This is a genomic window from Agaribacillus sp. DX54, assembly GCF_056858335.1.
Window position 1 is genome coordinate 80,359 of sequence record NZ_JBXEQE010000010.1, and the last position, 14,016, is coordinate 94,374.

Genomic DNA, 14,016 nt, shown 5'->3' on the forward strand with positions numbered 1-14,016 from the left:
AAGCCATAGCTAAACATGATAGACTTAAAAGGCTTCGAAGTATGGTTCATAACCGGTAGCCAGCATTTGTACGGAGATAAAACATTGAGGCAGGTAGAGGAACACGCCCTTACGGTGGCCTCATCACTTCATAACAGCGAAAAGATTCCGGTAAAAGTGATTTCTAAGCCGGTACTGACCACGCGCGAGGCTATCTGCCAGGTTATCCTGGAAGCTAATGCCAATGTTTCCTGCATTGGATTGATCGCCTGGATGCATACCTTTTCCCCTGCCAAAATGTGGATTGCCGGGCTCAAAGCACTGCAGAAACCGTTGCTGCACCTGCATACACAATTTAACCGCGATATTCCCTGGTCTTCCATCGACATGGATTTCATGAATTTGAATCAGTCCGCCCATGGAGGACGGGAATTCGGATACATGATGTCGAGAATGAAAATAAAAAGAAAGGTGGTGGTGGGGTACTGGCAGGAGCCGGAGGTGCAGGAAAAAATAGCGGTCTGGATGCGGGCTGCCTGTGGCTGGCATGATGCGCAGGGTGCGGCATTTGCCCGGCTAGGTGATAATATGCGTCAGGTAGCAGTGACGGAAGGCGACAAGGTGGAAGCGGAAACTAAGTTGGGCTATTCGGTGAACGGCTATGGGGTAGGGGACCTCGTTTCATTTGTTGACCAGGTGGCAGATAACGATATAAACCGGCTGGTAGAAGAATATGAGGAACTGTATACCGTCTCCCCGGCAATGACAGCCAATGGTCCCGGGCGGAATTCCCTGAAAGAATGCGCCAGGATTGAAATAGGGTTAAGAGCATTTTTAAAGGAGGGTGGGTTTAAAGGCTTTACCGATACTTTTGAAAATCTGCACGGGCTGAGACAGCTACCCGGGCTGCCGGTCCAAAGGCTTATGGCCGAAGGATATGGTTTTGGTGCCGAAGGGGACTGGAAAACGGCTGCACTGGTCAGGGCTATGAAGGTCATGGCTCACGGTTTACCCGGAGGTAATTCATTCATGGAAGATTATACTTACCACTTTCATCCGGAAAATATGAACGTGTTAGGTGCACATATGCTGGAGATATGCAGCTCTATCGCCATGGGCAAACCATCCTGTGAAATCCATCCGCTGGGAATCGGGGGCAGGGAAGATCCGGTCCGGTTGGTTTTTAATGTAGCCCCGGGTGAGGCCCTGAATGCCTCGATGATAGATTTGGGAAACCGATTCAGGCTGTTGGTTAACAAGGTGGTAGCTGTGGCCCCTGAAAACGAGTTGCCGGAACTTCCCGTTGCCAGGGTATTATGGAAACCCCTCCCGGACCTGAAAACCGCCGCTACTGCCTGGATTTTGGCCGGCGGGGCGCATCATACCTGCTTTAGTCAGAATCTGACAACCGAGTATCTCGAAGACTTTTCGGACATGGCGGATATCGAGTTTATTAAAATTGATCAAAGTACTGATTTGTATCATTTTAAGAATGAACTGAGATGGAATGAAGCGGCTTTTTAAAATTGTATCCGGTACATTACATCAGGAAAAAAGCCTATTTGTTCTACGACATTGATCTCATCGGTCACCTCATTATACCGCCTCACAAATTCATTTTGCCTGTTGGTTACATTTTGAAGGTCAATAAAAAACTGATGGGAGATGTTTTTGTTGGCGCTGTTGAGCCTGACACCAAATTTTACGTCCCATCGAAAATAGTAGTCGTACCTTTCGCTGAAGGCGATTGCATCCATCCTTACCTCCCTGCCGGCATTCTGCCTGGTGGCTTCTAAATCCACCGGTGTGAAGGGTGTGCCGCCCGAGGTGGTTACTTTGGTGTCGAAAGTCCAGGCATTGCGTTGATCCGGACCAAATTTCCATTCTTTGCCAAATAATAAATTGTAAACTATGTTATTATTGAAGGCCGTATTTCTTTCGATACCATCACTGCCTTCGTATCTTGACTCGTACAAGGAGGTTGTCATTAACAGGTAGTAACCCCTGCTGAAAAACTTCTCCAACGTGAGCTCCAAACCATAATTGAAGCCTGTACCTTCATTGACAAGGTTTTGCTTTTCCTCAAAAACAAAGTCCGATCCTTCGTTCAAAAGTGAGTAGCTTCCGGGCGTCGATTCAACGGGGATATCATAAAGATTCTGATAGTATGCCTCTGCTTTTAATCGCCAGTCCCGGCCAATATTCCTGTCATACCCCAATATAAAATGGTCGCTTTTCATGAAGCCCAAATTCTCATTGGTACGCTTTGATATCCCGTTTTCGAGGGTTTCTTCAAAGAAAAATACCGGCGCGGGAATCACCTGTTCATGATGCCCGTAGGCAATGCTCAGCCTTTGGTTTGGCCTGAATTGCCAGCTCAACGCCGCCCTTGGCTCAAAAGATACGTCTTCGGTCAGGTCGAGGTACTGGCTGTGAATACCGAAAGTGGCACTTAAAACATCACTGAACTTGTATTCGGCCTGGCTGTAAACCTGGCTTAGCAAAAATTGGTCATCTACATTTCTGGTAGTATTGAAAAAGTCCGGAACGCCATCCCCATCGTTATCAGGGATGTTTGCCCTGTTGTCACGGTCTCTGGTTTGGAAATCCACATCGTACATCTCCAGCAGCAATCCGCTCCTGAGACTCCAGCGGGCATTGAATTTTTTGTTTAACACAGTGCTTAGCGTGTAGCGGCTTTCCCGGTTATCACCAACCGTCGCCCGGTATTTTCTGATGAATTCGTCATTTTCGTCGGTGATCAAATTATCCTGCTTGAATTGGTTGCGGTTGGTGGAAAGCCCAATGGCGGATTTTAGAAAGGTGGTTTTGTTTAACCTGATGAGGTGACTCAGGCCAATTAATCCCAACTCATTGTTAACAAAAGCATCTTCGTTGGGATTAGCGAATAAATCGTCTTCGTCGATATCTTCACCCAAAAAATCAATACTGCTCAAACCTCCAAGTCCAAATAGCTGGAATCTGCCAAGCTTTCCTTCACCAAAATTAACTTTGAAAGAGAAGTCCTGGTAAAATGGCGTGGCCGACGTACCTGTAGCTGCGAGACTGGCTATACCGTAACGGTAGGAAGCCAGGTAAGAGGCTTCTTTTTTCTTGTTAAGAGGCCCTTCCGCCATGAATTCCAGCCCACTGAATGCGGCCATCTGACCGGTGAATTCATGTTTGTCCGGGTTACCATTTCTGAAATTAACATCAAACACGGCGGCATTGGCATTACCATATTCTGCTGGAAAAGCACCGGTAAGAAAGTCGGAAGTTCTCAATAAATTGGTGTTTAGCGCATTAACAGGCCCCCCTGTAGTACCCAATGTGGCAAAATGATTGGTTGTCGCGATGGGTATCCCTTCAATGCGCCATAGCAACCCGATAGGAGAGTTGCCGCGAACTACAATATCATTTCTGCTATCATCCGGGGCGCTGACACCGGCAAAAGAGGCAGCCAGCCTTGCTACATCATTCCTTCCCCCTGAAAACCGGGTAACCTCTTCCAGGCTGAAAGTCCGTGCACTGACCTTTGCCAGTTCATTGTTCGGAAGATCCTTATCACCCTCGGATGTTACAACAATTTCTTCGAGTCGCTCAATGGACTCTTCCATTTTGATAGAAAGCACCACCTCCTTTCCGGCAGTAACCAGAACATTTGACATGGTCACTGGTTTATATCCGACATATTGAACGGCAAAGAACTGCCTGCCTACAGGGACATGCTCAATGCGGAAATTGCCATTATTATCGGAGATGGCTCCCACAACCGGATCCGAATTCACCAGGGTTACCGTTACCCCTATCAGCGGATATTCGGCTTTTGCGTCAATAATTTTTCCTTTAACTACCTGAGTCTGGCTGTAACCCGTTAAGTTGATCAACATGAATGCACATAATATTGAGCGCAAGCGTATAAGTTTTAGATTGAGCATAGTTTGTAATAATTTGGTTTTTTCACCAAATTATGTCTGATACCTATGCCAATGAAGCACATTTCAGGTCAGACCTGAAATTTTTTTGATTAACCGTTAATATGATAGATTGAAAAAACTTCAGCGGTAAAATTGATGATTGACAGATGCTTGTTCATTTCAAGACAAGAATTACAGGTTTTAAACGTGTAATTCCCGGTTTCATGGTATATGCAGAGGATTTGGGCCGTAGAAATGGCTATTTTTGTATGAGAGGAGCTTATTATGTTTAAAATCAAAGAAGTATATGCAAGATGGATAGGAATTCCGGTAGTGGCCGTTTTTATTACACTTTTTGCAAAACATGGACATGAGCATGACTTAACTTTTATGCACAAGTTGTGCATTTCTTTGGTATTCACTGCCTATTACTGGAATGTTGCTTTCTTTATGTTTATTTACTTTCGAAAGAGATTTCCGGAGATCAGACAGACGCCGAAGAGATTGCTGATAACGGTTTTAACCCTTTCGGTTTTTCTGGTTTTCGGTGGCGTACCTATTAGGTTATTATTGGGGCTGACCTCCTTCGAGGACTTGACCGGCATCGATGTTTACTTCAATTTTTTAAAAGTGAGCTTCACCGCAGCATTTTGGGTAGGTGCTGTTTACGAGGCGGTTTATTTTTTTGAGAACTGGAAAAATACCATTCAGATCAATGAGGCCTTGAAAATACAACAGATAAGAACTCAGTTCGAAGTACTGCAAAACCAAATGAGTCCCCATTTTTTGTTTAACAGTCTGAATACCCTGACAGCTTTGATTGCGGAGAATCATGATATCGCCATAGAATTCACCCAAAAGTTATCTGATGTGTACCGCTATATTTTACAGCATAAAGACAAGGAATTGGTGCCTTTGGGCGAGGAACTGGAGTTTGTCAGGGACTACATGTTCTTGTTGCAAATGCGATATCCCGATAACCTGCATGCCCATATTGCTGTAGCTGATGCATATCAACAGCTTTATATTGCCCCGTTAACTATTCAAATGCTGGTTGAGAATGCCATTAAGCATAACGTCATTTCCCGTACTCATCCGCTGAATATTGATATTTATGTAGAAAACGGCCGTTCCGTGGTGGTTAAAAACAACCTGATGTTAAAAAACTCTATTCAAAAATCCACTAAAACCGGCCTGGAGAATATCCGTAAACGTTATGAGTATCTTGGACAAAGAAAAATAGATGTGATCACTACTGCCAGGAATTTCATGGTAGCCATTCCGCTGATCAGGTTGGTGAAGGAAAAGGACTTCTCCCATACAAAGGCCTATGAAAGTATTAATCATTGAAGACGAGGCCCCGGCCTTCAGGCGTTTGCAAACCGTCTTGGAGGAAGTCAGGCCCGATGCAAACATTATCGATGTCATCGATACCGTGGCTGAGAGTGCCAAGTGGTTTAAAAACCACCAGGCCCCGGATATTGTTTTTATGGATATTCAGCTCAGCGACGGTATAAGCTTTGAAATCTTTGACAGGGTCAAAATTGAATGCCCTGTCATTTTCACTACTGCGTTTGACGAATATATGCTGCGGGCTTTTAAGGTAAACAGCATAGATTACCTTTTAAAGCCGATCAAAAAAGAAGCGCTGATGTTAAGCCTGCAAAAATACAATTCCATGAAAAACATTTTCAGCAGCTCTTTGAACACCAATCTCAGTGAGCTTGTTAAGCAAATCAGGCTTGATGACAGGCAGTTCAAAACCAGGTTTTTGGTTAAGATGGCCGATGCGATGATTTCGATTGAAACCAATGATATTGCTTATTTCCAGACCAGACATGGGGTAGTGCACCTGGTAAACCGGGAAGGACGGAAGTATTTGATGGATGTGACCCTGGATGAACTGGTTCAGCAACTGGATCCCCGGACCTTTTACCGGGCCAACAGGCAATTCATTGTACATTTCGGTGCGATAAAAAAAACACACCGTTATCACAAGGGGAAATTATTGCTTGAAGTGATTCCTTCAGCAGAAGCGCAAATCATAGTGAGCAGTGAGAAATCGACAGCGTTTAAACAGTGGTTAGGAGGGGGGTAGAAAGGCCACAATGAATAACCTGATTTGTTGGTGAAGGGTTGACTGTAGACAACCAACTTGTCGAGCAGGTTTCATCGGGAGGCATTTCCCAAAAGAACGGAACCTGCCGTGTAGCCCCCGGATAAGGGGTGTGGCATTTTATTGAGGTCGGGTAGGGCAGACACAATCCACATCGCACTTCAAATGCCGGATGAAGTTATTCAGATATTGAGGGGCATCGGGTTTGTTGAGTGTGATGACGTACCAGGTACAATGCAGACCTTTGCCGGTGACCTGAACAAGGGCAAGGCGCCGGTCCAGCAGGTATGGTTCCACAATCCACCTGGCAATAACTTTGATACCCATACCTGCCTTGACCATTTCTACAATCGCATCTGTGATCTGTATAGGAATGACTTTTTTGGGCTGAACACCCGCCGGGATTAATACCTCGGTGAATAATGTTACCGACTCGAGGGGATAGGAATGAATAATCACAGTTTTGTCTTCAAAATCCTTTGCTGTGACGTATTTCTTATGGGTCCATGGATGATTGCTCGGCACCAGGGCCATTAATTCACTAGTGAAAAGTGGTGTGCATGTGATATTCGGATTAACCACTTTGTCACTGACAATGGCCACATCCAGTTTACCATCGAGTATATGCTGTACCGGATTTGAATTTAACTGGGGAAAAATTTCGATTTCAACCTTTGGAAACTCCTTGTTAAAATTATTCATCAGTGAGGGCAACCAGTGATAACAGGTGTAACACTCCGTAGCCACGCGGATGGTTCCAACATCCCCACTGATATATCTTTTTACCGATATTTCGGCCTGCTCCAGTTCTTCTAGAATTTTTTCAGCCGATTCCAGGATAATCTTTCCTGCTCCCGTCAATACCAGTTTTTTGTTGATCCGGTGAAACAGCGGTGCCCCGAGCTGACTTTCAATCTCTTTAAGCTGATGACTCAGTGCAGATTGTGACAGGAATAGTTTGTCCATCGCCTTGGTCAAACTTCCCTTTTCAGCGACTTCCTTAACTAATCGTAAGTGACGTATTTCCATCTAACTATTAGAATTATTCATGAATATAAGAAAATAAATTCATCCAATTAATAGAACGCGTTAAAAATTTTGTCGTTACATTTAGTAATTAACAATTGACAGTGGGCAATTGACAATTAAATGATTACGAATAGTATTAATTTATATGTTTTAGACAACAAATAATTGTCAATTATCAATTGTCCATTGTCAATTCAAAACCCCGGGTCGAGCATCTAATCTTCATAAAATCTTGACAAAAAGGTCATGGTAAAAAAGTTATCTTTTGCGACATTGGTAAGTTTGGTATGGTCAGTTAATCCGGTCTTCGGTCAAATGGATGAATATCATCAAATTCCTTTAACCATTCGTGCCAATATTATTCTTGTAAAGCTGCTGGTCAATAACCGGCCAGCGAACTTTATTGTAGATACCGGGGCAAGTGTATCATTACTTGACAGAAAACAGGCTGAGAAGTATAACTTCATCTGCTTTGATGAATATGGTGCCGGTGAAATAAACAGTTTGGCAGGAATAAATTCAATGCTGCCTACCGGAGGTATACGGCTGGGCTATGATTTTTTCACTTTCAGAAAGTTTAGGTTCTACGGCAGTAATTTTGATCCTCTGCATAATTATCTGGCAAAAAGGAATATTCATGTCCTGGGAATTGTCGGGGCAGATTTTCTGATTAAAAACAAGGCAGTCATTGATTATAAGAACAAAATACTTACTATAAAAAAATGATCTTCGTACTTCGTTGAGCAGATTGTAATGGACAGTTGACAATTGATAATTGACAATTATTGTAGGGTTTACACCCATGGGCCGGCGATTGTGAAATCATCGCATCCTCTGATTATTAAGGCTATCGGATAGGGTAAGTGTCTTGTGCCTTTCAGCTCAATCAGGGGAGAGGGGTCAGGTCCCATCCCATAACCACTCACCCGCCCCCTGTCTCCTAACTATTACTACTTTGTCAGATTTAACTATTTAATAACCAGCAATTTAAGCAGAAAAAATGCGGTTTTTGGCTATTAAAATTCTAAAAGATTTGGTACCTTAAAGGGAAAGATGGGTACTCAAAATTAAAAGTTCCCTGCCACGAAGAGGGCTTTTAATTTTAAGTACCAACTATCTGACAATCAATTATTTAATATTAAATCACATCGCCATGAAGAACTATACCATGGCCTACGGGCCAACTTTGCTTCCCACTTTGATGGATTTAAAGACATCTTCAAGTTAGCAAAAAAAGATGTTTCGGCCAAGGCCCGCCAGTTGCTTGAGGGGCTGTTTAGAACAGCCAGGGGCGAACGCAATTTGGAAAGGATCCTGGAGGCTGTCTCCACTCAAGTTAGCCAGGCCGAATACCAGTCCCTGCAACATTTTATAACTTCTTCTCCATGGGACTCCCATGAATTAATGAAACGCACAGGGCTACAAACCAACCAGCTTTTGGGCCATTGGCAAGACACTGCCTATAGCATTGACGAAAAAGCTCATTTGAAGAAAGGCAAGTGTTCAGTTGGGGTTGGCAACCAGTATGCCGGAATAGTGGGCAAGAACGAGAATTGCCAGGTGGGTGTTTATGGAGCCCTGGCCTACGAGCAATATGCCTGCCTGGCCAACTGCAGACTGTTCTTACCTGAAAAATGGTGCACTGATCCACATCGTTGTAAAAAAGCAGGGATACCTAAACAGGCACAGCAATATAAAACCAAGTTGGCATTGGCCTTGGAAATGCTCCGGGAGAGCCTATGCAGTGGGATAAAGTTTGGCTGGGTGGGAGCAGACAGCCTCTACGGCAGGAGCCATCATTTCTGCAATGCGATTGAAGATATGGGGCAACGCTTTGTGCTTGATATAGCTGTCCGCACCAGGGTTTATTTGAAGGCCCCTGGCATTGGCCTGCCAAGCCCGAGGCATAAACGGTTGAAAGCCGACAGCCAACCCATGAAGGTAGATGATTATCTTGGCCAGCTTAAAGAGCAGGATTTTCAACTGATGAAAATAAGAAAGACTACAAAAGGATGGCTTAAAGCTAAAATCCATGTTGCCAGGGTATGGGTTTGGGACCAGGGTGATCATGGCAAGGGCGCTGAAAAACAAGCCCGTGAACGCACTTTGATCATACGTAAACCTTGCAGTAAAAATGGAAAAATTAAAATCAGTTTGAGCAACTTCTCAATCAATGAATGCAACATAGAAAGGTTTGCTTTCATGCAATCACAGCGATACCTGGTAGAAAAAGCCTTTAAAGACAACAGTAAAGAGCTAGGAATGTCCGACTACCAAATCAGAAAGTACAATAGCTGGTACCACTTTCAAGCATTAACTATGCTGGCCATGCTATTTGTCCTAAAAGAAACCCTTCGAAACCGGGAACAAATACCATTGTTGAGCTATTTGGATCTCAAAAAACTCATCCAATGCTTATGGGATGAAAACCCAAACAAGATAATCCTGAGAAGAGAACAATTGCTAAAAAGGCACTGGCAAAGACAAAAAGATATAGATAGATACTATAAATCTCAATATCAATGAATTATATCTGACAAAGTAGTACTAGTATCCCGCTGCCGTATCGTCTCCCCTCCGGTCGGCACCCCCTTCAAGTTTCCCATCCTTTCTAATCAGAATGGCATCTACGAGACCGATACTGCCACGGTCGACCACGTGATGTCCCATAGATTGCAGCAGGAGTATAGACGAGCTGTCAAGCGCTTCAGTTTCTGTGAAGATGGTATCCGGTTTCCATTGATGATGTACACGTCCGGCGTCGACGGCTTGCTGCATGTTCATTCCGTGATCCAGGACATTTAGAATTGTTTGAAAGACGGAGGTAATGATTGTGGATCCACCGGGGGTGCCAACCACCATGAACAACTCCCCATGCTTTTCCACAATTGTAGGTGTCATCGAGCTTAACATTCTTTTGCCGGGTTCAATGGCATTGGCCTCCCCTCCGATAAGTCCGTAGTAATTGGGAAAACCAGGTTTAATGCTAAAATCATCCATCTCATTATTGAGCAGAAAGCCGGAACCGGCGACAAACACTTTACTTCCGAACCCACCGTTGAGCGTGGTGGTGACAGATACTGCATTGCCATATTTATCTACCACTGAAAAATGTGTGGTCTCCAGGCGCTCTGCCAATAGCGGCTGGCCTGCGGTTATTTCCTGGCTTCGGGTGGCGCTATCCGGGTTGTAACTGAGCATACGGCGGGCGTTGTAGGCGGAGTCTACCAGTTGGGCCACCGGTACATTCCAGTAATCGGGGTCGCCTAAATGAGTAGCCCGGTCGGCATATACCCTTCTCTCTGCTTCGGTCATGAGGTGTACCGCAGCGGCTGTGTTATGTCCTAATTCGCCAATAGCATGCGGTTCGATACTTTTCAATAGTTGCAACAACGCCACCCCTCCACTGGATGGTGGGGGCATGGAAATTATTTTGTAACCTTTGTAAATGCCGGTTAACGCCGGCCGCCATTTTGCCTGGTAGTTTTCAAGGTCTTCCAGGCTAATGATGCCACCACCCCGTGCCATTTCTTCCACAATATTTTTGGCGGTTCTTCCCTTATAAAATCCGTCTCTGCCTTGTTCGCTGATTAAAGTCAGCGTTTTGGCCAGGTCCTTGTACTTGATAGTTTGTCCTTCTTCCCACCCTTTTGTATTGATAACATTTTCAGGTGTAACGGTATTATATTGCATGAATGCTTCCTGATTGCGATTGAGTGCCCGTGCCTCCCTTGCCGTTAACTTAAAGCCCTTGGCGGCAAGATCTATGGCCGGCTGAATCAGGGCTTTCCATGACATTGAACCATATTTTTCGTAGGCCTCCGCCATACCTGCAACGGAACCCGGAACACCAGCGGCCAGGTGTCCCCGTAAGCTAAGGTTTTCGACCACTTCACCGTTTTCATCCAGGTACATATCCCTTCCCGCCCCGGCAGGAGCTTTTTCCCGGAAATCCAGTGTGGCTGTTTGACCATTTTTTTCCCTGATCACCATAAAACCCCCACCACCGATGTTTCCGGCTACCGGATAAACCACTGCCAGGGCAAATTGTACTGCTATGGCAGCGTCCACGGCATTACCACCTTGCTTTAAAATTTTGGCACCTGCTTCTGAAGCCAGTGGATGCGCAGATACAACCATAGCACTGTCAACCACTAATCCCGACTTTTGGATTTTTATGTCCAGGGCCGTTTTTTTGCATGCAACAAATGCTATTGCAACGGCTATGAAGGAAAGAAATGTCTTTGTCATTTTTTAAAGAGAAAGCCTACGATAGTTATACATGGCAGTAATATACCTGATAGATTTCACATAACAAATTCCCTTGCCATCATTCGTCTTAATATTCTACCCTTCCAATAACTTACCGTGTGCGAGTTCCGGGTTTCGGATTGCGGGTGCTGTTGTCGCTCTAGGCTATTACTATCGCACAAGCCTCCCGTGACTGTTGCACAACATTTTCGACAAAATTCTTTGTGTCTTGGTGCCTTTAATAATAGTACAAACCTACAAACCCGCAACCCGCATTTACTTCAAATTCTCCTCAAACAACCGAAATATCCTCTTATACTCATCAGTCCAGCTACTAGGTTCCACAAAGCTGTGGTTCTCAACAGGGTATACCGCAAATTCCCAATTTTCTTTACCCAGTTCAATCAGTCTTTGTGCCAGCCGCACCACATCCTGAAAATGAACGTTTGTATCTACCATACCATGACAAATCAGTAAGGCATCCCGGAGACCTTCGGCGTGGTAGATGGGAGAGCTTCTGACATAGGCCATGCTATCCAGTTCAGGGGTATTGAGAATATTGGCGGTATAGGGGTGATTGTAGTGCGCCCAGTCGGTCACCGATCGTAGCGCGGCACCGGCTTTAAACACCCCCGGTTTGGTAAACATAGCCATTAAAGTGATAAACCCTCCATATGATCCTCCGTAAATCCCGATCTTTTTTGGATCCACACCGTAGTTTTCCACAAGAAACCTCGCGCCATCTACCTGATCATCCAGATCTTTGCCTCCCATGAAACGATAAATACCGGTTCGCCAGTCACGACCGTAGCCGGCACTGCCCCGGTAGTCAATATCAAGCACGGTGTAACCTGCATCTGCCAGCAAATTGTGGAACATATACTCCCTGAAATAGCTGCTCCACCATTTGTGAGCGTTCTGTAAATACCCTGCCCCATGCACAAAAATCACGGCAGGACCGCCTTCCGCAGGTTGTTGCGGACGGTAGATGCGGGCAGGTACTTTAGCCCCGTCCGTAGCCTTGAATGTGACGAACTCAGGCTCCCTCCACTTGTAAGCTTTGAAACTATCAGACTGTGAATAGGTGATCCTTACAGGGGAGTTGCCTTCTTTGTTATCCGCCACATAGAGTTCCCAGGGCTGATTGGCGTAGGAATGAAGTATGGCCATAGTTTTTTCATCAGGGGATAAAACCACGTCGTTCCGGCCGGGCATGGTGGTTAGCCTCACAGGCTTTCCACCTTTAATATCCATTTTATAAAAATGCCTTTCACCGGAATGCACTTCATTGCTGCTGAAATAAAAAAACTTCTTGTCTTGGGAAATTTTGGGATTATAGATTTCAAATTTTCCCTTGGTTAGCCTTTTCTTCTTTCCTGTACGGACATTGACCACAAAAATATGAGCGTATCCGCTTTCTTCAGACTGGTACCACACCGATTCATTATCCGGCATCCAGCCAATGCTGCCCATCGAAAAATTCCATCCACTTACGCCCGGTCCACCGATCCAGGCTTCATCGTGTTGACGGTCTAATAGGGTGGGTTTCCCATTACTTAAATCAAGGGACATGATCCAACGATCCTTGTTATCCAGCGAGCGTACCACAATGACGGCATTTTTACCATTTTCCGCCCATATTGGTCCGTGAGCGATCACTTCCCGCATTTTGGTATGGTTCGTTTTCTCTTTTCCGGAAACCTTCAAAAAGGCCGGCGTATCGTAGATACCAGGTATGTTTTTTACGTTTAAATAGTAACAACTATCTCTTTTCAGATCGTAAATTCCCATTTTGTATGAGGACAGTCCATTACCCACCTTGGCCCTGGCGTTTATTGCTTCGGTATAGCCACCTTCGGTGACGTAGTCAGGAACTTTGGTAGTTCCTGCTTTGCCCACCCGCCAGCTAAGGCGGAAGGTCACAAACTGTTCATCAGGACTCAGCCTGATATTACTTATAAGTTTATTCCCGTAGTAAATAGCTTTTGGCCTCTTGACCTTATTCTGCTCGCGGATGTTTTTGGCAGTCTCTTTTTTCTCTTTTCTTTCCCGTAAAATTTGAAAATGATTGAGCTGATCCTGCCTTAACCACCGGTCTGCTCCTGACAGTTCTGTCTGGTCTTTGCGGCTATCTTTTCCTTTCCTGAAGTTGGTTAACTGCACCAATTGTCCGTTTTCCAAATCCCAGGAATACAGGTTGTTCTCCAGTTGATACACGATCTTTCTGTCATTATTCAGAAATGCAGCATTTGACTCTCTTTGTATTGAATTTGTCAACTGTTTGATTTTGCCATCCGGCAGGTCGAGTAAATACAGATCCCCGTTTTTTTCGTAAATCTTTAAATCGCCCCGCTTATTGATTTTTCCGGCAAAAGATGGCAGGGACCTGCGGACTGCTGGCGAAACTTTCTCGGGAGTTTGACTATCCATTTTTAAGAGGTACAATGAATCGGCAGCCAGATTTTCAGGGTTCCAGTCAAAATACAGGGTCTTGCTGTCGTGGGACCATTTCAGGCTACTGGGTGAATGTCCGATCCATGCCTGCCCCTGCATGATTTCTTCAATTGACAGGGTACTGGAATTTTGGCTAAAACCGGTGACCGGTAAAAACACAAATACGGATATGATAAGCCTCTTGCAGATATTATTCATAGATTAATAAGGGATAACTTTTAATTCAGGGCCCGAATATATTAAAAATGAAAGGTATAAAGTTAAATAGTT

The 14,016-nt window shown here is 44.7% G+C and carries 9 protein-coding genes; 5 read left to right on the top strand and 4 right to left on the bottom strand.

The annotated features are described in order from the left end of the window. Positions 1–15: 15 nt before the first annotated feature. Positions 16–1,503 (top strand): L-arabinose isomerase, encoded by a 1,488-nt coding sequence (araA, locus tag AC04NP_RS13055; RefSeq protein WP_482860202.1) that lies wholly within the window; start codon positions 16–18, stop codon positions 1,501–1,503. Here araA and AC04NP_RS13060 read toward each other — a convergent pair. Further along, positions 1,500–3,869 carry a TonB-dependent receptor gene (locus AC04NP_RS13060; RefSeq protein ID WP_482860203.1) on the bottom strand — a complete coding sequence of 790 codons (2,370 nt, stop codon included), beginning with the start codon at positions 3,867–3,869 and terminating at the stop codon, positions 1,500–1,502. The genes araA and AC04NP_RS13060 overlap by 4 nt on opposite strands. Positions 3,870–4,181: 312 nt before the next feature. Between AC04NP_RS13060 and AC04NP_RS13065 the strand changes: the two genes are divergently transcribed. Then, positions 4,182–5,246, top strand: a complete 1,065-nt coding sequence (locus AC04NP_RS13065; RefSeq protein WP_482860204.1) for a sensor histidine kinase — start codon at positions 4,182–4,184, stop codon at positions 5,244–5,246. After that, positions 5,227–5,994, top strand: a complete 768-nt coding sequence (locus tag AC04NP_RS13070) for a LytR/AlgR family response regulator transcription factor (protein WP_482860205.1) — start codon at positions 5,227–5,229, stop codon at positions 5,992–5,994. The genes AC04NP_RS13065 and AC04NP_RS13070 overlap by 20 nt, the downstream gene beginning before the upstream one ends. Before the next feature lie 138 nt (positions 5,995–6,132). On the opposite strand, the gene AC04NP_RS13075 is transcribed toward AC04NP_RS13070, so the two are convergent. Beyond that, a complete protein-coding gene (locus AC04NP_RS13075) occupies positions 6,133–7,041 on the bottom strand; it encodes a LysR family transcriptional regulator (RefSeq protein WP_482860206.1) in 909 nt (302 codons plus the stop codon). Positions 7,042–7,287: 246 nt separating this feature from the next. On the opposite strand from AC04NP_RS13075, the gene AC04NP_RS13080 reads away from it, so the two are divergent. Together AC04NP_RS13080 and AC04NP_RS13085 are read left to right on the top strand one after the other, a co-directional pair. After that, positions 7,288–7,767, top strand: coding sequence for an aspartyl protease family protein (locus AC04NP_RS13080; RefSeq protein ID WP_482860207.1), 480 nt, complete (start codon positions 7,288–7,290; stop codon positions 7,765–7,767). 489 nt (positions 7,768–8,256) lie between these two features. Next, positions 8,257–9,567 carry an IS701 family transposase gene (locus tag AC04NP_RS13085; protein ID WP_482860276.1) on the top strand — a complete coding sequence of 437 codons (1,311 nt, stop codon included), beginning with the start codon at positions 8,257–8,259 and terminating at the stop codon, positions 9,565–9,567. A gap of 21 nt (positions 9,568–9,588) precedes the next feature. Here AC04NP_RS13085 and ggt read toward each other — a convergent pair whose 3' ends face one another. Together ggt and AC04NP_RS13095 are read right to left on the bottom strand one after the other, a co-directional pair. After that, complete coding sequence (gene ggt, locus AC04NP_RS13090) at positions 9,589–11,292, bottom strand: gamma-glutamyltransferase (protein WP_482860208.1); 1,704 nt, start codon at positions 11,290–11,292, stop codon at positions 9,589–9,591. A gap of 276 nt (positions 11,293–11,568) precedes the next feature. Then, entirely contained in the window at positions 11,569–13,944 is a 2,376-nt protein-coding gene (locus AC04NP_RS13095; protein ID WP_482860209.1) for a S9 family peptidase, read from the bottom strand. Positions 13,945–14,016 lie beyond the last annotated feature (72 nt).